The 24,720-nt window shown below is 58.2% G+C and carries 25 protein-coding genes; 12 read left to right on the top strand and 13 right to left on the bottom strand.

From position 1 onward, the window contains the following. Positions 1-7: 7 nt before the first annotated feature. The 13 genes from dmpG to BUA05_RS06105 form a co-directional block, all read right to left on the bottom strand. Positions 8-1,039, bottom strand: coding sequence for a 4-hydroxy-2-oxovalerate aldolase (gene dmpG, locus BUA05_RS06045; protein WP_072673774.1), 1,032 nt, complete (start codon positions 1,037-1,039; stop codon positions 8-10). Beyond that, positions 1,036-1,974, bottom strand: a complete 939-nt coding sequence (locus BUA05_RS06050) for an acetaldehyde dehydrogenase (acetylating) (protein ID WP_072673905.1) — start codon at positions 1,972-1,974, stop codon at positions 1,036-1,038. Before BUA05_RS06050 ends, dmpG begins: the two co-directional genes overlap by 4 nt. A gap of 22 nt (positions 1,975-1,996) precedes the next feature. Next, complete coding sequence (locus BUA05_RS06055) at positions 1,997-2,809, bottom strand: 2-keto-4-pentenoate hydratase (RefSeq protein WP_072673775.1); 813 nt, start codon at positions 2,807-2,809, stop codon at positions 1,997-1,999. 4 nt (positions 2,810-2,813) lie between these two features. Continuing rightward, complete coding sequence (locus BUA05_RS06060) at positions 2,814-4,298, bottom strand: 2-hydroxymuconic semialdehyde dehydrogenase (RefSeq protein ID WP_072673776.1); 1,485 nt, start codon at positions 4,296-4,298, stop codon at positions 2,814-2,816. A 39-nt stretch (positions 4,299-4,337) separates the two neighbouring features. Then, complete coding sequence (locus BUA05_RS06065; RefSeq protein WP_245790110.1) at positions 4,338-4,757, bottom strand: GlcG/HbpS family heme-binding protein; 420 nt, start codon at positions 4,755-4,757, stop codon at positions 4,338-4,340. A 14-nt stretch (positions 4,758-4,771) separates the two neighbouring features. Continuing rightward, a complete protein-coding gene (locus tag BUA05_RS06070) occupies positions 4,772-5,695 on the bottom strand; it encodes a catechol 2,3-dioxygenase (protein WP_072673778.1) in 924 nt (307 codons plus the stop codon). 20 nt (positions 5,696-5,715) lie between these two features. Continuing rightward, positions 5,716-6,567: an alpha/beta fold hydrolase gene (locus BUA05_RS06075; RefSeq protein WP_072673779.1), complete on the bottom strand. Its 852-nt coding sequence runs from the start codon at positions 6,565-6,567 to the stop codon at positions 5,716-5,718. A 179-nt stretch (positions 6,568-6,746) separates the two neighbouring features. Beyond that, positions 6,747-7,352, bottom strand: a complete 606-nt coding sequence (gene gstA, locus BUA05_RS06080) for a glutathione transferase GstA (protein ID WP_072673780.1) — start codon at positions 7,350-7,352, stop codon at positions 6,747-6,749. Between the two features lie 42 nt (positions 7,353-7,394). Next, positions 7,395-7,874 (bottom strand): aromatic-ring-hydroxylating dioxygenase subunit beta, encoded by a 480-nt coding sequence (locus BUA05_RS06085; protein WP_072673781.1) that lies wholly within the window; start codon positions 7,872-7,874, stop codon positions 7,395-7,397. Next, positions 7,871-9,151, bottom strand: coding sequence for an aromatic ring-hydroxylating dioxygenase subunit alpha (locus tag BUA05_RS06090; RefSeq protein WP_072673782.1), 1,281 nt, complete (start codon positions 9,149-9,151; stop codon positions 7,871-7,873). Before BUA05_RS06090 ends, BUA05_RS06085 begins: the two co-directional genes overlap by 4 nt. Further along, complete coding sequence (locus BUA05_RS06095) at positions 9,148-10,170, bottom strand: PdxA family dehydrogenase (protein WP_072673783.1); 1,023 nt, start codon at positions 10,168-10,170, stop codon at positions 9,148-9,150. The genes BUA05_RS06090 and BUA05_RS06095 overlap by 4 nt, the downstream gene beginning before the upstream one ends. Next, a complete protein-coding gene (locus BUA05_RS06100; RefSeq protein WP_072673784.1) occupies positions 10,154-10,648 on the bottom strand; it encodes an aromatic-ring-hydroxylating dioxygenase subunit beta in 495 nt (164 codons plus the stop codon). The genes BUA05_RS06095 and BUA05_RS06100 overlap by 17 nt, the downstream gene beginning before the upstream one ends. Then, a complete protein-coding gene (locus BUA05_RS06105) occupies positions 10,645-12,057 on the bottom strand; it encodes an SRPBCC family protein (RefSeq protein ID WP_072673785.1) in 1,413 nt (470 codons plus the stop codon). Before BUA05_RS06105 ends, BUA05_RS06100 begins: the two co-directional genes overlap by 4 nt. A gap of 303 nt (positions 12,058-12,360) precedes the next feature. Here BUA05_RS06105 and bphC point away from each other — a divergent pair, with 303 nt between their 5' ends. The 12 genes from bphC (at position 12,361) to BUA05_RS06165 (ending at position 24,717) form a co-directional block, all read left to right on the top strand. Beyond that, a complete protein-coding gene (bphC, locus tag BUA05_RS06110) occupies positions 12,361-13,260 on the top strand; it encodes a biphenyl-2,3-diol 1,2-dioxygenase (protein WP_072673786.1) in 900 nt (299 codons plus the stop codon). Positions 13,261-13,313: 53 nt separating this feature from the next. Beyond that, positions 13,314-13,640, top strand: coding sequence for a non-heme iron oxygenase ferredoxin subunit (locus BUA05_RS06115; RefSeq protein WP_072673787.1), 327 nt, complete (start codon positions 13,314-13,316; stop codon positions 13,638-13,640). Between the two features lies 1 nt (position 13,641). Beyond that, a complete protein-coding gene (locus BUA05_RS06120; RefSeq protein ID WP_072673788.1) occupies positions 13,642-14,130 on the top strand; it encodes an aromatic-ring-hydroxylating dioxygenase subunit beta in 489 nt (162 codons plus the stop codon). 21 nt (positions 14,131-14,151) lie between these two features. Further along, on the top strand, positions 14,152-15,414 hold the full coding sequence (locus BUA05_RS06125; protein WP_072673789.1) for an aromatic ring-hydroxylating dioxygenase subunit alpha: 1,263 nt from the start codon (positions 14,152-14,154) through the stop codon (positions 15,412-15,414). Beyond that, positions 15,411-15,998, top strand: coding sequence for a 2-hydroxychromene-2-carboxylate isomerase (locus tag BUA05_RS06130; RefSeq protein ID WP_072673790.1), 588 nt, complete (start codon positions 15,411-15,413; stop codon positions 15,996-15,998). Before BUA05_RS06125 ends, BUA05_RS06130 begins: the two co-directional genes overlap by 4 nt. Positions 15,999-16,189: 191 nt before the next feature. Next, positions 16,190-18,646 carry a TonB-dependent receptor gene (locus tag BUA05_RS06135; protein WP_072673791.1) on the top strand — a complete coding sequence of 819 codons (2,457 nt, stop codon included), beginning with the start codon at positions 16,190-16,192 and terminating at the stop codon, positions 18,644-18,646. A 139-nt stretch (positions 18,647-18,785) separates the two neighbouring features. Beyond that, positions 18,786-19,403, top strand: coding sequence for a UbiX family flavin prenyltransferase (locus tag BUA05_RS06140; protein ID WP_072673792.1), 618 nt, complete (start codon positions 18,786-18,788; stop codon positions 19,401-19,403). 131 nt (positions 19,404-19,534) lie between these two features. After that, positions 19,535-19,972, top strand: coding sequence for a hypothetical protein (locus BUA05_RS06145; protein WP_245790111.1), 438 nt, complete (start codon positions 19,535-19,537; stop codon positions 19,970-19,972). Continuing rightward, on the top strand, positions 19,969-21,528 hold the full coding sequence (locus BUA05_RS06150) for an FAD-binding oxidoreductase (protein WP_072673794.1): 1,560 nt from the start codon (positions 19,969-19,971) through the stop codon (positions 21,526-21,528). Before BUA05_RS06145 ends, BUA05_RS06150 begins: the two co-directional genes overlap by 4 nt. 43 nt (positions 21,529-21,571) lie before the next feature. Then, the gene (locus BUA05_RS06155) at positions 21,572-23,017 is read left to right on the top strand and encodes an aldehyde dehydrogenase family protein (protein WP_072673795.1); all 1,446 of its coding nucleotides are present in this window, start codon (positions 21,572-21,574) and stop codon (positions 23,015-23,017) included. A 24-nt stretch (positions 23,018-23,041) separates the two neighbouring features. Next, on the top strand, positions 23,042-24,496 hold the full coding sequence (locus BUA05_RS06160; protein WP_072673796.1) for a non-oxidative hydroxyarylic acid decarboxylases subunit C: 1,455 nt from the start codon (positions 23,042-23,044) through the stop codon (positions 24,494-24,496). Continuing rightward, on the top strand, positions 24,493-24,717 hold the full coding sequence (locus tag BUA05_RS06165) for a non-oxidative hydroxyarylic acid decarboxylases subunit D (protein ID WP_072673797.1): 225 nt from the start codon (positions 24,493-24,495) through the stop codon (positions 24,715-24,717). Before BUA05_RS06160 ends, BUA05_RS06165 begins: the two co-directional genes overlap by 4 nt. Positions 24,718-24,720 lie beyond the last annotated feature (3 nt).

Consider the following 24,720-nt stretch of genomic DNA (forward strand, 5'->3'; position numbering starts at 1 on the left):
CCATCGCCTATGCTGCCCGCGCGGAAACGAGATCGAGCGCAACATCGACAATCATGTCTTCCTGCCCGCCAACCATACGCCGTTTACCCAGTTCGATCAGAATTTCGCGGGTGTCGAGGCCGTATTGTTCGGCCGCCTTTTCCGCGTGACGAAGGAAGCTTGAATAGACCCCGGCATAACCCAGGCTCAGCGTCTCGCGGTCGACCCGCACCGGGCGATCCTGAAGTGGACGGACCAGATCTTCCGCTGCGTCCATTAGTGCCATCACGTCGCATCCATGGTTCCAGCCCTTTCGGTCGGCTGCAGCAACGAACACTTCGAGCGGGGCGTTGCCCGCCCCTGCCCCCATGCCTGCAAGGCTGGCATCGATCCGTACTGCGCCTTCCTGAGCGGCAACGATCGAATTCGCGACACCGAGCGACAAATTGTGGTGGGCATGCATGCCGCGCTGGGTTTCTGGCTTGAGAACGCGGTCGTAAGCCCGCAGCCGATCGCGCACACCGTCCATGTCGAGCGCCCCGCCACTGTCGGTGACATAGACGCAGTGCGCGCCATAGCTTTCCATCAGCAAGGCCTGCTGGGCCAGCGCCTCGGCGTCGATCATGTGGCTCATCATCAGAAAGCCCGATACATCCATACCAAGATCGCGGGCGATACCGATGTGCTGCTTGGCAACGTCTGCTTCGGTGCAATGGGTTGCCACTCGTACGGAGCGAACACCCAATGCGTAAGCGCGGCGAAGCTCTTCGACAGTGCCGATGCCAGGCACCAGCAGTGTGGTCAGCACCGCCCGTTTGATCACGTCAGCTGCCGCCTCGATCCACTCCCAGTCAGTGTGGGAGCCAAAGCCATAATTGAATGAGGTGCCGTTAAGACCATCGCCGTGCGACACTTCGATGGCGTCGACACCGGCATCGTCCAGGGCTTTGGCGATCGTGCGGACGCTGTCAGTGCCGTACATGTGGAGGATGGCGTGCATCCCGTCACGCAGGGTGACGTCTTGGATGTAAAGCTTACCGGTTTCAGGGTTGAAGGTCATGCTCTCACCTTTTCTAGGTTCTGCAGTGCAAGCCGCTCGCCAGCCGCCTTCGCCGCAGCGGTCATAATGTCGAGGTTGCCGGAATATTTTGGCAGGTAGTCGCCCGCCCCCTCTACCTCGAGGAAAACACTGGTTTTGAGACCGGCGAACTCGCCATAACCAGGAATTTTGAGGGGCCGGTTCGAGCCGAACCGTTCGAACTGCACTTCCTGCTTGAGGCGATAGCCAGGGACGTATGACTGGACGGTCTGCACCATGTCCTGCACCGACTGGCGGATAAGATCCTCGTCAACCTGATCGGTCAGCGTGAAGATCGTATCGCGCATGATCATCGGCGGTTCAGCCGGATTGAGGATGATAATCGCGCGTCCGCGGCCCGCGCCGCCGACGACTTCGATCGCCTTTGCGGTGGTCCGGGTAAATTCGTCGATATTGGCGCGCGTGCCCGGCCCTGCCGAACGCGATGATACCGATGCGACAATTTCTGCGTAATGGACCGGAGACACGCGCGATACGGCGGCAACGATCGGGATGGTAGCCTGGCCTCCGCAGGTGACCATGTTCACGTTGCGGACGCTGCTGTCGAGCACATTTCCTACCGGGGGCACGAAAAACGGCCCTAAAGCAGCAGGCGTCAGGTCAACGACCAGCTTGCCGTCCTGCTGCAGCGCGGCATCATGCACCTTGTGGGCGTAAGCCGAGGTTGCATCGAAGACGATTCCGATCTCCGGATAAACCGGCAGCTTGCGCAGCCCGTCCATCCCTTCATGGGTGGTCGTCACACCGCGCTCGCGGGCCATCGCCAGCCCTTCCGATGCTGGGTCGATGCCGACCACCGCAGCGAGTTCGAGCACATCCGAACCCTTGAGCATCTTGATCATCAGGTCAGTACCAATATTGCCTGAGCCGATGATCGCACATTTCATCTTGGGCATACGCTTGCCTTTCATCCAATCTTCAGTTGCCGTTCGCGGCGAATTCTGCGCGAACTGTTCCAACTCCGTTGATTCTCGCCTCGACGACATCGCCGCGTTTTACCCCGGCCATGGGGCCGAGCGCACCGGACAGGATCACATCGCCTTCGAGTAGCGGCCGGCCGACCCGCGCCATGACCCGCGCCAGCCACAACGATGCGGTGATCGGGCTGCCCAAGCAGGCGATACCAGCGCCGACCGAAATGGGTTCGCCCTTGATCTCCATCACCATGCCGCATTCACGCAGATCGAGCCCATCGAGCTTGCGCGGAACCGCGCCCAGCACGAACAGGCCACTTGAGGCATTATCGGCAACCGTATCCCAGATGCGAATGTCCCAATTGGCCACCCGGCTGTCGACGATCTCGATCGCCGGCACGACATATTCCACCGCGCGGATCATTTCGGCGGTCGTTAGGTCCGGATGCGGCAGGTCGCGACCGATGACAATCGCGATCTCGGCTTCGACCTTGGGCTGAATCACCTGATCAAGCGAAACCGGTATGCCTTCAGGCACGTCCATGTCGGCAAACAGCATGCCGTAATCGGGCTGGTCGACGCCAAGCTGCCGCTGGACCGCAAGCGAAGTGAGCCCGATCTTGCGGCCTACCAGTCTTCGTCCGCTGTCGACATAGTGCCGGGTATTGACCTCCTGCACGGCATAGGCCGCATCCACCCCGCCCGCCGATATGAGATCGCGAACCGGTGCGACGGGAGTTCCGCTTGTCGCGGCACCGCGCAATTGTTCGGCTGCTTGTTGAATGACCCGAGGGTCTATCGTTGTTTCCATGGTCATAATCTCAGAGCTTCACGCAAATGTTTGCGGTTTCAGTGTAGAATTCGAGGCTGTGAACACCGCCCTCCCGGCCGATCCCGGAATGGCCAGACCCGCCAAACGCCGTGCGCAAATCGCGCAGGAACCAGCAATTGACCCAGCACACACCGACCTGCATCGCCGCTGCCACCCGGTGCGCGCGCGAAAGGTTTTCGGTCCACACGGTCGCGCACAATCCGTAGTCGGTGTCATTGGCCAGCGCGATAACCTCGTCTTCGGAGTCGAACGGGATTACCCCGCAGCACGGACCGAAGATTTCCTCCCGCATCACTGTGCTGTCGTGCGCAAGTCCGGTCCACAGCGTCGGCTCCACGTAGAAGCCGCCCGCCTGATCGCCATCGACTTTCGGAACGCCGCCGCCGGTGACAACCGTCGCCCCTTCTTCGACCGCTTTCGCGTAATAGCCGAGCACCTTGTCGCGGTGCTCTGCGCTGCTCAACGGCCCAAGGTAGGCCGGATCGTCGATGGAACCGGGCTTGAATGCCTGCGCCGCCAGCGTCATCCGCCGGACGAACTCATCGAGCAGCGGCCGCTCGACATAGACCCTCTCTGTGCCGAGACAGACCTGCCCGGTGTTGAGAAAGACCGAGCGTGCCAGGCCCTCAATCGCCTTGTCGAGATCAGCGTCGACGAAGATGATCGCCGCATTCTTGCCGCCGAGCTCGAAAGAAACGTCGCGGACCCCGACTGCAGCCTTTTGCATGATCGCCTGCCCGGTTCCGGTCTCGCCGGTAAAAGTGATCGCATCGACATCCTTGTTGGAGGTCAGGAACTCGCCCGCCGAGCCGCCGCCGAAACCATGGACGACATTGTAGACGCCTTTGGGCATCCCCACCGCGTTCATGACCTCGCCGAGAAGCGCTGCTGTTCGGGGAGTTTCCTCCGAAGGCTTGATTACCACTGTGTTTCCGCAGGCTAGCGCCGGTCCGACCTTCCAGGTCATCAGCAGCAACGGGAAGTTCCACGGGCAGATCACCGCGATCACGCCCTTGGGCTTGCGCACGGCATAATTGATCGCCTGCCCACCATCAGGCGTCGGCGTGGTGAAGGATTCACCTGGCATCGTCGCGATAACGTCGGCGAACATGCGGAAATTCGCCGCGCCGCGCGGAATGTCGATGTGCGAAGCCACGTGACGGGGCTTGCCGGTATCGGCCACCTCGGCATCGAGAAAATCATCCGCACGACGCTCGATTTCGGTGGCTACCGCGACGATCAACTTGACCCTCTCGGCAGTCGTCATCTTTCCCCACGGTCCGTTCAGCGCCGCCCTCGCCGCCGCCACTGCATCGGAGACATCGGCTTCGCTTGCCTCATGAACCGTGCCGATCGTTTGTCCGGTTGCAGGATTGACGTTGTCAAAGGTCTTTCCCTGGCTGCCCTTGCGAAAGGAGCCTCCAATGAAATTGAGTATGGTGTCGGTTACAGGTCGAGGCGGATTGGTAGTCATTTGATTTCTATCGTTCCAATGTATTGAGGCGCCGGCCGCTCACTGCTGCTCTGCGCCGATCGCGGAGAGGCCGGCATTGGCGCAGGAAATATCGAGTTCTTCAGATCCGCCAGAGACGCCGATTGCGCCGACGAATTCGCCATCGATAACGATCGGCAGCCCCCCGCCAAACATCACGATGCCCGGTCGCGCGGTAATTCCGGTGCACAGCGCCGGATTGCCCGAAACCATATGGTACACGTCAGGCGTCGCAACCCGAAAGCTGGCGGCGGTATAGGCCTTGTCCTGGGCAATTTGTGACGAGGGAAAGGGTGTACCGCTCGCGCGCAGCAAAGCCACCAGTTCGCCTCCTCCACCGATGACGGCGGCAACGACCGGGCAACCGGCTTCCTCGCCCTTGGCGACGGCGGCCGAAACCGCTTGTGCGGCCAAGCCGTGTCCGATTGTCCGGATTGTCACCAAACCGTCCATGATCAGGTGTTTACCGTCATGAAGCGGTCGGTCAGCGCCTTCTCATAATAGAAAATCGCCTTGCCCGCGTTTTCCGCCTGCCACATGCGGCGCGGGTTGTCGGGGTAGTAGAAATAGCCGCCGCTGAACGTCTCGTTGCGGTTGCCCGACGGATCGAAGAAATAGATCGTCTGGCCGCGAGTGATCCCGTGGCGCGTCGGGCCGATGTCGAGCGAGATATCGTAGCGACTGATAATGTCAGCCGCGTGCCCAACATCGTGCCAGGATTCGAGGTTGAACGAAGTGTGGTGGATCCGGCCATCTTCCGGATAGCCCAGAAAGGCGACATCATGGGCCTTATTGCTGCATGAAAGGAATATACCGAGACGTGCCCCCGTACTTTCGTCGACCAGTTCCTCAGTGACTGAGAAGTCGAGAACTTCCACGAAGATCTTGGCGCTCGCCGAGATGTCCACGCCGTTGAGCGCGCAGTGATCAAAGCGGGTTGCCCGCATGCCACGCGGTTCGGCTATCCAGACATCAGGATTGCGGACCGCCGGCCCGGTTTCGGACAGCTCCATTTCTGCGTATAGGTCAAACACATGCGAGGTCGGCGTGTTGAAGCGGATTTTGCGTCCGACACCCGGATCTTCGCCAGCGGGAATGACATCGACGTGCACTCCCGCGTCGAGCAGGCGTTCGGCAAAATGATCAAGATCGGAGTCTTTCGCGACCTTGAACGCCATCCGGTCAAGCCCAGCGGTATCGGCTTCGCGCAGGATAATGCTGTGGCGGTCGAATTCGTCGAACGCCTGGAAGAAGGCACGCCCATCCTCGACGCTGACGAGATTGAGACCAATCCGGTCACGATAATGAACAATAGCCTCATCGAGATCGAGGACCCGCAGTTGCACATATCCAGGGCGAATTACACCGGTCAAAGCCATTTCAGTTCTCCTTGTATGCGTCAGCCCTTGAGGCCGTTGGTGAAAAATTCAGACACAACTCGATTAAAGCTGGCCATGCGCTCAATCTGAACCCAGTGCCCGCATTCGCCGAACACGTTCAGGTCAGCACGAGGCAGCAGCGTTGCCAAGCGCACGCTCGACTCCAGTGGAATAACCTGATCGAACCGGCCATGCAGCACCAGCATTTCGTGTTGCAGCGCAGCAATGTCTTCTTCGCGGCTTGCCAGCATCGCGATATTGGCTTGACGGTTCGCGCCGCCAAAGGTCGCATGATACGGTTCCTGTGCACCAGGACGCATACTTGCTTCGTATCGCGACTTGATCAGATCGTCGGTCAGCCTGCTGTGATCCCAGGCAAGATATTCGAGCGACGAGCGCATGGCCTCGACCGAGGGAACATAGCCCCAGACCTCATCGAGCGCAGGCGTGATCGGGAACTCAAGACCGGCCGGTCCCATCAGTACCGCCCGCTCAACTCGATCCGGATGCGCGATCGTGAAAGCCAGCGCAATGCCGCCACCGAACGAATTGCCCACCATCGACACCTTGTCTATGCCAAGCCCATCGAGCAGGGCGGCAATCTGGTCGACCCAGATCTGCTTGTCTTCGATACGGCCCTTGGAATCGGAATAACCAAATCCGTACATGTCCGGCGCAATCACCCGGAACTGTTTCGCAAGAGCTGGCATATTGAGCCGCCAGTTAGCCCATGCCGTGACACCTGGTCCCGATCCATGGATAAGCACGACCGGCGTACCTTCGCCCACATCATGGTAGTTGGTAACACTGCCATCGACCACCAGCGACTTGCCAATCTCGGGGCGTGCATCTTCTTTCGTTGCGGTGACCATATCTCTCCCGATCGCGCCTTTTCCGCCTTCGATCCTTAGCGCCTCCCGTCATTTTGACGGGAGGCGCTATAGACGGTCGCTAGATTCGCTTTCCCAATGTATTGCACAAAACAGAACGCATTGGCAATTAGCGAATGCCCTTTACTCGCCGTATGTCCGCGTGCGGTTCACGCGCTGCCTCATGCCAGACCTTCGGCTTTTAGCGCTGCACCCACAGCGGGACGCTGCGCGATCTTGCCGGCATAAGCGCCGAGCGCGGGATATGCAGACATATCGATGCCCACATATCCAGGCCATCCAAGCATCACGAACAGGTAGATGTCGGCGACGCTGAACGAATCGCCGGCGAAATGATCCCGCCCGGTCAGTTCCTTGTCGAGCGCGGCAAGGTGGTTCTTGACCGCCACTGCGGCCGCCGCCTTGGCTTCATCGGACGTTCCGGGAGCAAACAAAGGCACAAAGGCCTTGTGGAATTCTGAACCGAGGAAGCTGAGGCGGCTCAACAACTGGTAACGCGCAAGGCTGCCCTCGGCTGGCGCCAGGCCAACTGCAGATCCCTGATCGGCGATATAGAGCAGGATGGCCGGGTTCTCTGTCAGGGTCTCACCGTTGTCCAGGGTCAGCGCCGGGACCTTGCCTGAAGGATTAACGGCCAGAAAATCGTCGCCTGCTTCGGTTTTGCGGGTTGCGAGATCGACCTTGACCGCCTCGAAATCCGCGCCGGTTTCGCGCAGGGCAATATGCGGTGCAAGCGAACAGGCGCCGGGACTGATGAACAATTGCATTGTGTTTCTCCTCTTGTCTCTTGTCGGTAAAAATTACGGCCGTCAGATCGGGGTCGCCAGCAGGGTCGCGATCCGGTGGGTGTCGTAGACGCACGTCCGGCTGACCAACCTTGCCGCGCCGTCCTTGACAAGCAACCTGTCGATATACTTCCCGGCATTGTAGATGCGCGTTTCACCGTCGTTGCGGGTTTGCAGCACGGCATAGCTGGCCTCCGCCGTCACCGTGTTCCCCTCGCTCCCGGTCACAACCGCCCGAGAGATTAGATGACGACTGAAATGTTCGGGGAACACGTTGGCATGGCGCAGGGCCACCACGCGATCCACCAGCATCCCCTTGCTGTCACAATACATCACTGCGGCAGGCAGGCCATTGTCGACATTCTCGCGAGCGATCACCTGATAGAGGCAATCTTCAACAAAGAACTCGGGCCAATCTTCAAGACGCCCGTCATCGAGGCATAGGCCGTAAGCGGCGTTCAGGGAATCGATCAGCCCTTGCAGAACGGGATCGGCGATCGTCATGCCGGCACCTCCGCTGTCGAGGCCGACAAGGCATCACTCATCAATTCCAGATACCCTTTCCAGAATCCACGCACGGCGTTCTCATCCATGCCCATCGGCGCGTAGTATTCGCGCACATCGTCGCCACCCATTTCGATGAAATTAAACTTGCCTTCCGCCCCGATGGTCCCCTGCTGGCAAAGCTCGACTGCTTCGCCGTCCTCCATCGATATCAGCCCGGAAGGCCCGACAAGATTCAGGTTGCGCAGGCGGTGCCGCGTTGTTTCCTCATCATCGTCGGCATAGCCAAAATAGGTCCAGACCAGCTCTGTCTTGTCAGGGCCAAGCGTCACGATCTGACGGGTCGCCAGCGTGTTCTGGATTTGCTGCAGCACCACGTTGGGGAACAGCGACTGGATGTGCAGCCCCACATCGTCGTCAATTTCGGGCCGGAATTGCAACAGTCTTTCATCCTGCAATTTCGTCGCCCCTTGCATCTCCCGATTGGCTTCGTCGCCGAACGACGTGTAATCGATGTCGCCCTTGGGCTTGGACACCGTAAAGACATTATGGAAGCCCTGCTCCGTAAGCTCTCCGGCGCTGTCCTGGCTTTGGCGGTAAATGCCGAAGGTGGGGTAGAACAGATGCAGCAAGGCGCCGTGATAGCTATCCCGGCTGTTTTCGGAATAGAGCTTCCAATTGCCCGCCATATACTGCCGCGAATAGCCCAACACTTTGATCGGACGATGGAAAACCCGGTCGATATATTTGCGCATCACGGGACCTAGAAAATCCTCGAGCGGCTCTATCTCGGACGAAAACGTGCCGAAAACCATGCCCTTGTAGCTCTCAACCCGCAGCTTCTCGAGCGAGTGATTGGCCGGATCGAAATCCTTGTCATAGCCGCCGACGCCCTTCATGCCGCGCCGGAACGGCACGCCAACCAGCGTTCCTTCGGAATCGTAAGCCCACTGGTGATAGACGCAGACAAAAGCGCCATCGGCCTGGTTACCGCGCAGCGAGCGGCACACGGTCGCCCCCTTGTGTGCGCAGCGGTTGACCCAGGCGAAGATCTTGCTGTCCTGACCGCGCACCAGTACCACTGGTGTTTCACCGACATGGCTCGTCCGAAAATCGCCTGCATTGGCAATTTCGGCTTCTAGTCCAAGGTAACACCAGGTGCGCCCTTTGAAGACGTTGCTCTGTTCCGCAGCGAAGACTTCGGGGTCGTGATAGACCTTATAGTCGATCGCCGTGGGGATTGATCGCTGGGCCTCAACCCGCACTTGAGTGTTCATTTCGCTTCTCCTTCAAGTTCAAATCCCTGCCCAGATGCGAGCCGCCCACAGGTGCGCATCGCACTGAGCATCATCGCTGCGTCCGCTATGCCTGAACCGACAATGTCGTAGGCGGTGCCATGGGCGACCGACATGTGGAGATAGGGCGGCCCCATTATGATTACGCAGTTGCCCGAAAATCCCCAGGTCTTGACAGCAATATGGCCCTGATCGTGGAACATCGCGAGAACCATGTCGTAGCGGCCCTCGATGCACTGGCGGAAGACCGAATCCGGCGCGACCGGCCCTTCTACGGCAATCCCCATGGCCTTGGCCCGCTCGACACCCGGCACGATGGCCAGCCGCTCCTCATCGCCCATAGCGTGCGGATTAAGCCCGGCAACCGCAATGCGCGGTTTGGCAATGCCCCAAGACCGCATGGCATCATTCACCTGACCGATGGCCTTGGCCACCAGATCAGCGGAAATGACATCGATCACCTGACGCAAGGACATATGATCAGTCAGATGCGCAACCCGCAAGGGGCCGGTCAGCAAAACGAGATAGCTCTCGCCGGGCGTGGGGCTGATAACCTTGTCCAGCTTGCCGGCCATCTTCAGCGAACCGGTACTGATCGGTCCCATGATCGTCGCCGCAAAGGATCCGTCCCGCGCCAGCGCATCAAGCTCATCAAGCCACTGCGCCGTCGCGTGCCCCGCCGCCTCAGTGTCTTCGCCCAGCGGCAGAACCCCGGCAGGCAAGGCACCCGTGTCGATCACATCAATCACGCCCGGATCGTCACTGGGCGTCTCGAGCGACTTCATGGCACGCACGCGCGCTTTGACCCCAGTCATGTCGATGGCCCGTTCGACGGCCGCAGACGACCCGACCAGAACCGGGACCGACACCTCGTGAACCTGCCCGCTCGCAAGCGCCTTGACCGCAACCTGCGGACCGATCCCGGCAGGGTCGCCGATCAGCGTTCCAACGACCGGCCGTGCGCCAAGCGAACCCATTGGCCGGTCAGATACTGTAGACATCGAGCATGGTCTTGGCGACGTCGTTGATCACGATCGTCTTCTTGCGCTTGATCACAAAGGAATTGCCTGCTGGCGCAAGGTCGTAGTGCGCGGATCCGCTGTAAACGGTGACATCTCCTTCAAGCACCGAAGTGACGGTCCATGAGGTTCGCACCTGCAAACCAGCAGTGGTGTCATCGACCGACAGCAGCGTGAACATATGCTGCGTCCGCGGAGCAGGCGTACTGGATGAAGACCGGCCGGTTCGGATGCGAAACACCCGGTCTTCCAGCCCGCCCCGGTTATGATAATAGATGAGCGAGATTTCACGCTTCGGATCGGCGGTCAGGCGTTCGCTATCATCCCAGGCAGGCACCCAATATTCAGTCTCCTCGTCGTACAGCGCCAACCAGGAATCCCAGTCCTTCTCGTCCAGCGCCTGGGCCTCTCGTCCAAGGAAGCGCAACACCGACAGCCATTTTGCATCTACGTCAGTCACAAAACCGGCTCCTTGTCCCCAAACGCCATCAGTTCGGCGCTTTCGCGATCGATCGCCGAATTCATGCGGTTCACCCACTCATCATGGATCGCAACATAAAGGCCTTCGTCGGCCACAGCGGGACTGCTGAGGACGGCGTCTACATCCAGTCCTGCACCGAAACGCCCAGCGCCCTTCTCCCATCTGGGAGCGCCGCGCGACATGTCGTTCACCCGGCCTTCGCCGGCAGCGAAAGCAATCTGACAATTGTTGAACTCGGTCAGGTCATCGGGTGTCGCCATGCCGCTGGCGTTGAAGAAGTCTTCATACTGCCGAATCCGCAAGGCCCGGGCCTCAGCACTCTCACCAACAGGCGCGATGCAATAGGTCGTGACTTCCGTTTCATCGACCGAAATCGGGTGAATGATTCTGATCTGGCTGCTGGTCTGGTCCATCAGGAACACGTTGGGGAAAAGCTGGAGATTGCGGATCCGTTTATTCATCCACAATACCTTCTCTTCCCCGTGGTTGGCAGTCAGCCAATCGATCCACTGAAAGTTCGGCCGGTCCTTGAAATTGGCATAGTCAGCCCACAGGACCGTATGGCCATTCTTGAAAGAGAACGACCCGCCATCCTGCTGATTGAAATTGGCAAAATCGATCGCCTTGGTATCGTTTTTCGATTCGCCCAGAACACGCCGCTGAACGGTCATGAAGTAGTTGGCGTGGACAGTGCTGACGTGGTATCCGTCCAGACCGTTTTCAACCTGCATCTTCCAGTTGCCCTGATAACGATAACGGGTCGCGCCAGGGATTACCTCAAGCTCTCCGGTCTGGGATTGATCGACAAGCAGATCAATGAACGTTTTCGACCCTGCCAGATAATCCTCAAGCGGTAAGACGTCGTCGGAAAGGCTTGCGAATATGAAACCGCGATAGCTTTCAAGGCGCGCAATTTTCGGCAGACCAAAATCAGCCTTGTCGAAGCCCGGCGCATAGCCGCCAGCCGCTTCTTCGGTGACGTCCAGCAAATCGCCTGCCGATGAATAGGTCCATCCATGAAACGGGCACATGAAATTCTTTTTATTTCCGGCCTTTTCACGGCAGACGCGCGCGCCCCGATGCGCGCAGGCATTGATCATGCCACGAAGGCTCCCGGCCCTGTCTCGCGTAATAAGGACAGGCACCCTGCCGATTTTTGTTGTGATGAAATCGTTGGGCTTAGCGACCTGACTTTCATGCGCAACGAACACCCAGTTGCGTTCAAAAACGTACTTTACCTCAAGCTCAAACATTTCCGGGTCGGTAAAAGCTGCACGATCCACCTGATAGATGCCGCGCGTTTTATCCTTGGCCAACCAGGATTGCAGTCGCCCCCGCAGGACCTGCAGGTTGGCAATACGCCCCACCAGTTGTTCTTTCGAGTTCATTACCTGTCTCTCCCGCATCGTCCTCTTGGCCCGACGTCGCTTCTGCGATCACTTGGCCCCGCTGCCATTACCGAAACCGGTCGTTGAACGGTTACCTGTACGCCAATCGCCTATCGTCGACTCGACCAGCCAATCGCAGACAGCCGAATCCTACCGCTAAAATTTATCTTGTGCAACGTATTGCACCCTGCGAAACATTCGACTAGAAAATTTCTCGAATCTGGTAGCCGAAGCCGCATGTTTAGCGTCGTCGAGCATGCCTGACAGAGCGCCAAAAGGCGGCAATTTTGGGAGAATCAGTTAATGTCATCGGTCACCGAACTTGGATATCTGGGCATGTCAGTGACAGATCTCGATGCGTGGCGAGCCTACGCAGCCGAGGTTGCCGGAATGGAAGTCGTCGACGAAGGTGAGGGCGATCGGATCTATCTCCGGATGGATCTGTGGCATCACCGCATTGCACTTATCAAAGGCGACACTGACGATCTGGCCTACATGGGCTGGCGGCTTGGTGATCCGACCGAGTTCGAGGCAATGGTTGAAAAGCTGACCAACGCCGGGGTAGCAGTGACTGTGGCGAGCGACGCCGAAGCCCGCGAGCGCCGCGTGCTCGGCCTGGCCAAGATGACCGATCCCGGTGGAAACCCCACCGAAATCTTCTACGGCCCGCAAGTTGACGCCCACAAGCCGTTCCATCCCGGACGCCCCATGTTCGGCAAATTCGTCACCGGGTCAGAAGGGATCGGTCACTGCATCCTGCGCCAAGACGATGTCGAAGCAGCAGCCGCGTTTTACCGCCTGTTAGGGCTGCGCGGATCGGTTGAATACCAGTTGCACCTGCCCAACGGCATGGTGGCCATGCCGTACTTCATGCATTGCAATGATCGGCAGCACTCGGTCGCCTTCGGCCTCGGCCCGATGGAGAAGCGCATCAACCATCTGATGTTTGAATATACCGAACTGGACGACCTCGGGCTCGCCCACGACATCGTGCGCGAGCGGCAGATTGATGTCGCGCTTCAGCTCGGCAAGCATGCCAACGATTTGGCCCTTACCTTCTACTGCGCCAACCCTTCTGGCTGGTTGTGGGAATTTGGTTGGGGTGCTCGCAAGGCGCCCGCCCAGCAGGAATTCTACACCCGCGACATTTTCGGTCACGGCAATGAGGCCCAGGGGTACGGCATGGATATTCCTCTCCAGTAAGCCGCCCCCAGAATCGCTGTTATATCAAATACATCAAAGGACTACGAAGCGCGATGACAAGTAAGGTGCGTCTTTGCCCGGTTGCTGACGTCAAGGATGGCGAACCGGTCGGCGTGTTTCTGGAGCAACTGCCGGCGCTGGCTGTCTACAACGTCGATGGTGACATCTTCGTGACCGACAACATGTGCACCCATGGAAACGCAATGCTGACTGATGGGTACCAAGATGGCGGCATCATCGAATGCCCTTTTCATGGTGGCTCGTTCGATATCGCCACTGGGGCGGCGAAGGCCTTTCCATGTCAGGTTCCGGTCAAGACCTACCCCGTCACGATCGACGACGAGTGGGTTTGCATCGATCAACCAGACGGAGTTGCCTGAGATGGATCTCGCCATCTTCGAGCGCCTTCGCTTGCAGCATCTCGCAACCGAACTCAACGCCATCCACGCCGAGTGGATAGATGATGATCGACTTGAGGAATGGCCAGAGCTGTTCACGGACGATTGCATTTACAAGGTTATTGCGCGCGAGAACCATGAGCGCAATCTGAGCCTCTCGGCGATATTCTGTGATAGCAAAGGCATGCTGGTCGACCGCATCATATCGCTGCGCAAAGCAAATATCTTTCCGGTGCACAGCTATCGGCATATTCTTGGGCCTACTCGCATCGTGTCAGAACACGAGTTAAAAATCACGGCACAAACAAATTACACCGTATTCATGACGCGAGCGGACGGCCGTACGGAAATATACAATTCCGGGAAATATATCGATGAGATCGACTGTAGCGGAGAGAAACCGCTTTTTACATCGAAAGTCGCTGTATTTGATACGAATGTCATAGATACAATGATGGTACGCCCAATCTAAGCCAATTTTGAGATTTTACTTATGCCAGAAACAACGCTTAGGGACAGTCAGAATTCCGATGCATCGGAAGTCGCGGGATGCCGCGTGCCGTATCGCGTATTCACCGATCCTGAATATTATCGGCGAGAGCAGGAGAACATCTTCCAGGGTGAAACGTGGTCTTTTGTTGCCCTGGAAGCGGAAGTGCCCGAACCGGGAGACTTCAAGTCAACCTTCGTCGGCGAGACTCCGGTCATAGTGACCCGTGCCATTGACGGTAAAGTGCACGCCGTGGTCAATCGCTGCGCGCACCGCGGTGCGCTGGTTTGCCGCGAAGTGCGCGGCAACCGCCCGAACCTGGAATGCGTATACCATCAGTGGGCCTATGATCTGGAAGGCAATCTGATCGGAGTCCCATTCCGGCGCGGCCTCAAGGGTCAGGGCGGCATGCCCGGTGACTTCGACATGAAGCAACACGGTTTGAAAAAGCTCCGCGCAGAAAGCATTGGCGGTCTGGTTTTCGCCAGTTTCTCTGAAACCGTTGAGCCGCTGCGCGATTTCCTGGGGCCGATCGTGATCGAGCACATCGAACGCATCATGTGCAAGCCAATCAAGGTGCTGGGCGACCAGCGTCAGCATGTGCACGGCAACTGGAAGCTATACGCGGAGAACACGCGCGACCCTTATCACGCAAGTCTGTTGCACCTGTTCCACAACACTTTCGGAATGTACCGTTCGACACAGACGGGCAAAAGCGTGATGGACGCGAACAAGCGTCATTCGCTGCTCTACTCAATCGCTGCCAGCAACGACGATGCTGCGGATAAGCAGGCCTATGGGGATTCCCGCACCTTTGACACAGAGTTCAAGCTGCAGGACATGTCGCTCCTTAAAGGTCGGCAGGAATTCGATGATGGCATAACCCTCGTAATCCTCGCAGTATTCCCGAACCTGGTGCTCCAGCAGATTCAGAACACCCTGGCGGTGCGGCAGACCGTAACCAGGGGCACCGACGGCTTCGAGCTTGTCTGGACCCATTTCGGCTACGCTGATGATGATGCAGAGATGCAGGCTATCCGGCAAAAGCAAACCAACCTGATCGGTCCGGCCGGGCTGGTATCCATGGAAGATGGTGAAGCTGTCGAAATCGTCCAAAGGGCCATCATCGGCGAAACGGAAGCAGAATCGTACATCGCCATGGGCGGAGGCCGTGCGGAGGATGCAGATCACCTGGTCACCGAGGGTTCAATCGTTGGATTCTGGGAAAACTACGAAAAGCTAGTGGGTTACGGAACCACGTCATGACGAAAACGATCGATTTCTATTTCGATTTCATCAGTCCGTTCAGCTACCTCGCGCAGGCGAAACTGCCTGATTTGGCCCGTAGGACCGGCTGTGTGATCGAATATTGGCCGATCGACATTCCGGAAGCGAAGATTGCTGCCGGAAACTATGGCCCGTCCAACCGTGAGGTTGCTCCAAAGATAAAGGTCCTGATGGCCGATCTGGAGCGCTGGGCGGCCAAGTACGAGGTGCCTTTGACCTTTCCCGCGAGCTTCGCCTGCGCAGATTGGAACTGTGCCACGCTTTATGCCCGCAGCCAAGACCAGGCCGAAGCATTTGTTACAGCGGCGTACCACCGGATCTGGGGACTCGGGATCGATCCGCGCGATCAGAATGAGTTGCGCGGTTGTGCCGAAGACGTCGGCCTCGATGCCGATGCACTGTGTGAATTCGTCGCTTCACCCGCGGGCCAGGGCGAATATCGCAAGGTGCGTACGCAAGCCTACCAGCGGGGCGTATTCGGCGCGCCGATGATGTTTGTCGATGATCAGATATTCTGGGGCAATGATCGCCTCGATTTTCTTGAAAGTTATCTTCTTACTTAAAAGAAAGCATAAATTTTACAAGCGGATAATGCGGTTGGGAGGGTCTTAAGTGTGGGTGAAAAAATATCGTCGCTATCAACAGCATGGCGCCTGGCTGCGCGCGATGGAAACCCGCTCCTAAGAGACAGGATATTTTCTAACTGAATTTCTCACAGAATCAAATTTATAAAAAAAAATTACGGGAGAGAGTAATGACTAAAAATAGATACACAGGTAACAGAGCATTGCTCCTGGCTGGCAGCGGCTTGGCTATGGTCATGTCATCGGCCCCAGCCTGGGGTCAGGATGCGGGAAATGACGATACAGCCGTCGAGCAGAGCAGTGGCGGTCTCGACGAAATTGTGGTCACCGCACGCAAACGTGAAGAAAATGCGCAAGACACCCCGATCGCAATTACCGCGATGAGCGGGGAAATGATTGAAGACCGGCAAATCCTCAACGTCGCGCAGGTTGCGTCCTTTGCGCCGAACGTCAACATCCAACCGGTTGGGAATATCTCCGGATCAAGCGCCTCGCTCACCGCCTTTATCCGAGGCGTTGGCCAGACCGATTTCAATATCACGGTAGACCCTGGCGTGGGCATCTATGTTGATGGCGTTTACGTCTCTCGGTCGGTTGGCGGCCTGCTCGACCTGGCCGATATCGGAAGTGTACAGATCCTTCGCGGCCCGCAGGGAACGCTCTTCGGCAAGAACACCATTGGCGGTGCGATCATCGTCAACAGCCGTGAACCTTCCAACGATTTCGAACTCAAGCTCGAGGCCGCCACCGGTCGGTTCAATCGGGCCGACATCAAGGGCATTATTAATATTCCCATCAGCGACACGCTCGCCGTGCGAGCGGTCGCATCCTATGAAACGCGCGACGGCTACCAGTTGCGGCTGGTTGACGGTGACCGGCAGGGCGACAAGGACAGTTTCTCAGGACGCGTAGCCATCAAATGGGAACCAAGTAATGTTTTCACAGCGACCCTGGCAGGTGACGTTAACATCCGTCGCGAAGGGACCGCAGCAAGCACTCTTATCGAGAACCGGGATTCCCCCGATCTGTTGCAGATCGTCACGCTTCCTGACGGCAGGACAGTCGCATTCCCAAGTTCAAATTTTGGCTATAACAAGCTCGGCGGCGGGGCTGGGCAATGCGGTGCTCCGGGTGAACTGGCACCCCTTGACAATCCCAATTGTGTCTCCGCTCGCTTTGTTACCGGCGACATTGACACGACATTTGCGGGCGGACCCAACCAGTCCGATTTCGACCTATGGGGCGTGAACCTGACGATGGAATATGATCTAGGGAATGTAACCCTGAAATCGATCAGCGCCTATCGTGACCAGAAATCGACCATCGAATTCGACTTTGACGCCACCCCTCATGAAGTGTTGGGGCTCACCAACAATATCGACGTGTGGCAAGCTTCGCAGGAGCTTCAGCTGGTCGGAAGTGTGCTAGACGACAGGCTGAAGTTCACCTTAGGCGCTTTTTACTTGAAGGAAAAAGGCGAGGATATCGAGCCATTGCGGTTCGGATTCGCCAATTTCTTCAGCGGCGGCCGGATCGACAATGACAGTTATGCCGCCTTCGCCCAGGCGACATTTGAGGTTACGGATCGTCTGTCGATAACCCCAGGCATTCGCTACACTGACGAAACAAAGCGCTTCGATCCTTCGGCGCAGGTCATTACCCGCGACTTTACCGCCGGAGTATTGCCGGGCTTTGATGATGGTGTGTTCGTCCAGTTTGCTCGCTGTATCACCGGACAGGCTGCACCGCAGCTCTTGCCTAATGGGTTTCCTGATCCAACCTGCGTTCCCTCGGCAACCAATCCGGGCGGTAACCACCTTCTCCCGGCGGTGGAGGTTTCCGTCAAAGCCAAGGAATGGACCCCGGCGATATCGGCAAACTACTCGTTCAGCGACGATATCCTAGGCTATATCTCTTATTCGAGGGGCTTCAAGAACGGCGGTTTCACCCAGCGCATCTTCCCGGGCGAACTGGAAACCCCCTCCTTCAGGCCCGAATTCGTCGACTCCTACGAGGTCGGCCTCAAGACCGAGTTGTTTGATCGCCGCCTGCGGATGAACTTGGCGGTGTTCCAGTCTGATTATACCGATATCCAGATCGTCGTGAACGAGGGCATTGCCCCCAGGGTTCGCAACGGTGGCCAGGGACGGATCAGAGGCTTTGAAATCGAGGGACAGGCTGCCCCGACCGATTGGCTGCGGATTGACTATGGCGTGGGCTATCTGGATGCCGGCTATCGCTCGGTGGATCCGGCCGCGTTTCCTGTTAACCTCGACTCCCAGTTCGCTTTCGTGCCTGAATGGACAGGAACCGTTGCAGCAAATGCGACTGTGCTCGACAATGAAAACGGCACCCTGGTACTCCGTGGCGATTGGTATCATCAGAGCGGCAGTTTCAAGGACGCTATCAACAGCCCGCAACTTTTCCAACCCGCTTACAGCGTGTTTGGTGCGAACGCTTCGTACACCCTCCCCGGAGATCAGATCACGATCACCGCGGGCGTTACCAATCTGACTGATGAGCGGTACATCCAAGGTGGATATGTCGATCTGGATGTTGGCGGCGTTGCCTTGGCGACATTTTCCCGCCCACGGGAATGGTTCCTCAGGATCGGTTATGAATTCTAAAACTTAGGATAGGGGGGCGGCTTAACTTGCCGCCCCCCTTTTTATCTCGGACGAAGATGACAGGTGACAGATTGATGACAAGTGTATCTTGTCCACTCGTTGAAGTTTCAGAACCAACCGTTGTTGGCGCTGTGCGCTCGTGAAACGGATCGTCGTTGCCATAACCGGAGCGACCGGTGCGATCTACGGGTTGCGTCTGTTGACAATGCTGAAAGATCACGCTGGCTGGGAAACCCATCTGGTGATGTCGCAGGCCGCCTTACTCAACATCCGCGAAGAACTTGTCGATGGGCGGCGGCAATTCGAGGATGCTGCAAACGTCGTGCACAGCAGTCGCAATGTAGGGGCGAGCATCGCGAGCGGTTCGTTCCTGTGCGAAGGCATGGTGATCGCGCCATGCTCAATGCGGACATTGGCTGCAGTCGCCAATGGCCTGTCCGACAATTTGATCACCCGCGCGGCGGACGTCATGCTCAAGGAACGGCGCAAACTGGTGCTGATGACGCGAGAAACGCCGCTTAATCTGGCGCACCTCCGCAACATGACTGCGTGCACAGAAATGGGCGCGGTGATCTTCCCTCCCGTCCCAGCGTTTTACAATCGCCCACTCAACATCGACGAAATTATCGATCACAGCTGCATGCGGGTGCTCGATCAATTCGGACTTCATCGCAACCTGGAGGATCGCTGGCAGGGATTGACTGGCGAAAACCCCGATCCGGCATTGCCACACAAGAAAATCGAAAGGCAGGCATGATGGCTTGGAATCTAAAACGTAGGGATGTTTTGGGAGCCGGAGCGCTCGGCACCGCTGCCGTTGGGCTTGGCGCCCTTGCGCGGTCGGAACCAGGCCGGAGCCGCACTGTCACCCTGGTTGAGGAAAGTGGCGTGCCTGAAAGCCGCCAGTTCGCTTCCGCTCTGATCGACAACGGCTTTGCAGGTGAAGTGATCCGCATCGACCCATCGCTCAATGGCTTGTTGTACGAACTTGAAGCAACCACCGGGACGATCATCGGGATGACATCTGATCCCGTCGCGATGATCGCAGGGCAGTTGCTGCGCGAACGCGGCGCACATGCGCGGCAGTTCTGGCAGCATCACTTTGCGGGCGGCAGATGGCGTCATCGGACCGAAGGAAGCGCACGCCTGATTGAGAGCACGACACACGCCTGGCCGGTGGCAGTTGCTCACCAGTTGCAGAGCGTCATGGACAACAGATCACCTCAAGTCACAAACGACTGCACCTCCGGACCCTGCGCGTTACTGGCCAGCAGCCCTGGCATGCTGGTCTCGTGGGTTTATGAATTTGAAGGATATCAATCGTGAGCAGCGTTGTTCCCCAAGGGGTTGCAGCCGCCGATTTCTCAAATGCGATCAAAGAGTTCGCAGGAGTCGTCGGCAAGGACCGTGTGTACGTCGATGAACAGCCGCTGTCGAGCTACAGGGATGCTTATTCTCCCCTTGCCGACGGTGAATTTATACCTTCAGCGGCCGTTGCCCCTGACGGTGTCGAACAGATTCAGAAGATCCTCAAGATCGCCAACGCTTACAAGATCCCGCTCTGGACAATCGGCACAGGGCGCAACTTCGCTTATGGCGGCCCTGCCCCGCGCAAGTCCGGCTATGTGATGCTTGACCTGCGTCGGATGAACCGGATTATCGAAGTCAACGAAAAATACGGATATGCTCTTGTCGAGCCCGGCGTTTCGTACATGCAGCTTTATCGGCATCTGCGTGCGATCGGTAGCAAGCTCTGGATCGATCCCGCGGCGCCAGCATGGGGCGGCGTGATGGGCAATGCGCTGGAACATGGCGCAGGCTACACCCCTTATGGCGATCATTTCATCATGCAATGCGGCATGGAAGTGGTCCTGGCTGACGGTGAAGTCGTGCGGACCGGCCAAGGCGCACTCGCGGGATCGAAGCACTGGCAGGTAACCAAACACGCCGCCGGTCCGCAATTTGACGGCATGTTTACCCAATCGAATTTCGGCGTTGTCACGAAAATGGGCATCTGGCTGATGCCCGAACCTCCCGGCTACAAGCCCTTCATGATAACCTACGAGCGTGAGGAGGATCTCGAGGCGATCTTCGAGATCACCCGGCCGCTGAAGGTCAACCAGATCATCCCGAACGCCGCCGTTGCGGTCGATCTTCTGTGGGAAGCCTCGGCCAAGGTCACACGTCGCCATTACTTCGATGGCAAGGGTCCGCTCCCGCAGTCGGCTCGCACGCGGATCGCCTCGGACCTCAAGCTGGGGATGTGGAACTACTACGGTGCGCTCTACGGACCACCCCCCATTATCGAGAACAACTGGAAGATCGTCGAGGAAGCCTTGATGAGCATCCCCGGCGCGAAACTGTACCTCGACCGGGAGAATGACCCTGCCTGGGATTACCGCGTGCGGCTGATGCGCGGCGAGCCGAACATGACTGAATTCAGCATTATGAACTGGATCGGTGGTGGCGGGCACGTCAATTTCTCGCCGATCTCAGCGCCAAGCGGTGCGGAAGCGCTCGCTCAGTACAACATGATAAAGCGGCGCTGCCACGAATACGGTTTTGACTACATAGGGGAATTTCTTGTCGGTTGGCGTGACATGCATCACATCCTGATGATCATGTACGACCGGGCCGACGAGGCGATGCGCAATAGGGCCTACGATCTCTTCGGTTTGCTGGTCGATGAGGCGGCAGAAGTTGGTTTCGGCGAATACCGCACCCACCTCGCCTTCATGGACCAGATTGCCAAAACCTATAAGCACAACGATGGCGCATTGTGGGACCTACACCACCGCATCAAAGATGTGATGGACCCCAACGGCATTCTTTCACCAGGCAAGCAGGGCATCTGGCCCAAAGCGATGCGAGAAACATCGTGAGCGAAACGGCAGCTTGGCCCCCTAAGTCAAGGATCGAAGAAGTATGAAGAATATAGACCACTGGATAGGCGGAGCCCGGGTAGCGCCAGGCAGTGGTGCCTATTTCGACGACCTCAATCCAGTCGATGACAGTCTTTACGCGATGGTAGCAGCCGGCACTTCCGACGACGTTAACAGCGCGGTTGAGGCTGGCGTGGCAGCATTCCGCATGCATCGCAACCTACCTGCCGCAGTTCGTGAGGGCTGGATGTTCAAGGCGGCGGAGATCATGGAACGCGACGTCGCCAAGTTCCAGGAAGTGCTGATCGATGAGGTCGGCTCGCCGGTTGCCAAAGCAGGCTTCGAGACCCGGTTCGCGATCGGTTTCCTGCGCGCTGCCGCCGGGGTTCCGCGCCGGGTCCGCGGCGAAACCATTCCTTCGGACACACCGGGCCGCTTCAGCATGAGCCTGCGCCAGGCGGTGGGTGTCGTTGCCGGCATAACGCCGTTCAATGTTCCGCTGATCAAAGGTATCAAGCAGTCCGCCATGGCGCTTGCAACCGGCAACGCCTTCGTTCTGCTCCCCTCCGAAGCCGCACCGCGCCTGGCTGACTTGCTCGCAGATCTGTGGCGCGAGGCAGGCGTTCCTGACGGCCTGTTCAACATCGTCTACGGCAATGGTGCCGAAATCGGCGATGCGCTCACCGGTCATGCCAATGTCGCTGCGATTACTTTCACTGGCTCCTCGCGCGTCGGCAAGCACATTGCCGGGATCGCAGCCAGGAACCTCAAGAAATATACGCTTGAGCTTGGCGGCAAGAGCCCGCTGATCGTCTGCGCCGATGCCGACCTGGAAAAAGCGGTTGGAGCGGCACTCTTCAGCATTTTCATGTTCCAGGGCCAAGTCTGCATGGGCGCGTCGCGCATCTATGTCGAACGCTCCATTTTTGATGATTTTGCGAAGGCCTTCGCCGCCGCAGCTTCCAAAGCCAAGATGGGCGACTTACGCGAACCCACCACCATGCTTGGCCCCATCATCTCCGAACGCCAACGCGATCGGGTGCGCAGCCACGTCGATGATGCCCGCGCAAAAGGGGCCGAAGTGCTGGCCGGTGCGGAGTGGACTGGCAACTGCTGCTCCGCGACGGTGCTGCGCGGCGTTACCGCCGACATGACTGTCTACTATGAAGAAACCTTCGGGCCGGTCACTTCGCTCTATCCGTTCGACACGCTCGAAGAGGCGATCGAACTGGCGAACGATACCGAGTACGGCCTATCCGCCTCGATCTTCACCCGTGATCTCGACAAGGCCTTGCGCTTTGCTCACGAGGCCGAAAGCGGGATGGTCCATATCAACGCCCCGACCCTCCATGACGAGCCGCACGTACCGTTCGGGGGGACCAAGGCTTCCGGCTTCGGACGCGAGGGCACCGAAGCCGACCTCGAGATCATGACCGAGTGGAAATGGGTTACGATCCAGTCCGCCACGGCCAATCCCAGTGGTCACTAATCCCGCTCGCGTTAGGAACCGAATATGAACGACTTGGCCAATAAAGCGCGCGGCATTTCCTCGTTGCGGGACTTTCTTGAACTCCTTGAAGGCGAAGGCCAGGCGATCACCTGGAGCGAACGGGTGCTGCCGGAACCCGACCTGCGCAATGTCGCGGTCGCGGCTTCGCGCGATGCCAATGGTGCGCCCGCGATCTTGTTCGACAACATCGCCGGCTATCCCGGCAAGCGTACCGTGGTGGGCGTCCACGGTTCGTGGGACAATATCGCGTTGCTGCTGGGCCGGCCCAAGGGCACGACAATCCGCGAGCTGTTCTTCGAGATCGCCGGTCGCTGGGGCGATGCCGAGGCTCAGATCAGTTACGTTCCCGAAGGCCAGGCTCCGGTCCACGAGTGCCGGGTCGAAAGCGGAATCAATCTCTACGATATCCTCCCGGTTTATCGCATCAACGAATACGACGGCGGGTTCTTCATGGGCAAGGCTTCGGTCGCGTCACGCGATCCCGAAGATCCCGACAATTTCGGCAAACAGAATGTCGGCATTTACCGGCTGCAAGTGCAAGGCCCGGATAGCTTCAGCCTGATGACCATTCCGTCGCACGACATGGGTCGGCAGATCATGGCCGCCGAACGCAACGGTCTGCCGCTTAAGATCGCGGTCATGCTCGGCAACCACCCGGGACTTGCGGTCTTCGCCGCCACGCCGATCGGTTACGAGGAATCCGAGTACGCCTACGCCTCGGCGATGATGGGCGCGCCGATCAGACTTACCAAATCTGGCAATGGTGTCGATATTCTCGCGGACAGCGAGATCGTGATCGAAGCGGAAATGCAGCTGGGCGAGCGTGTGCTGGAAGGTCCGTTCGGCGAATTCCCCGGTTCTTACAGCGGGGTCCGCAAGGCGCCGATTTTCAAGGTTACGGCGGTATCGCATCGCCGAGATCCGATCTTCGAGAATATCTACATCGGCCGTGGCTGGACCGAACACGACACGCTGATCGGGTTGCACACCTCCGCGCCTATATATGCCCAGTTGCGCAAGGACTTTCCCGAAGTCACGGCTGTCAACGCGCTCTACCAACACGGTTTGACCGGGATCATCTCGGTCAAAAACCGGATGGCCGGCTTCGCCAAGACCGTTGCTCTGCGTGCGCTGAGCACGCCGCACGGCGTGATGTATCTCAAGAACCTGATCATGGTCGATGCCGATGTCGACCCCTTCGACCTCAACCAGGTGATGTGGGCGCTGTCGACGCGTACCCGCGCCGACGATATAATCGTGCTCCCAAATATGCCTGCCGTGCCGATCGACCCGTCTGCGGTCGTGCCTGGCAAGGGCCACCGGCTGATCATTGACGCGACAAGCTACCTGCGGCCCGATCCCATCGGCGAGGCACATCTCGTTAGTCCACCGACTGGCCCGGACATTGATGCGTTGAGCAAGGCAATCCGGTTACTTCAGCAAGGAGTTGCAAAATGAGCGAGACGCTCTGTCCGCGCTGTTCGAGTACAGGCGCAATCGAAGACTATCAGGGGCGCGAGGACAACATCGTTGTCTGGACGATCTATCGCTGCGTGACTTGCTGCTTTTCATGGCGTGACAGCGAACCGGCCAGCACCATCGGGGCCGGGGTCCGCTCGGCAGACTTCGCCGTCGATGCGGAAAATCTCGATCGCTATCCCAAAATACTTCAGCAATAGGCA

The organism is Erythrobacter sanguineus (assembly GCF_900143235.1).
GTDB lineage: Bacteria > Pseudomonadota > Alphaproteobacteria > Sphingomonadales > Sphingomonadaceae > Erythrobacter > Erythrobacter sanguineus.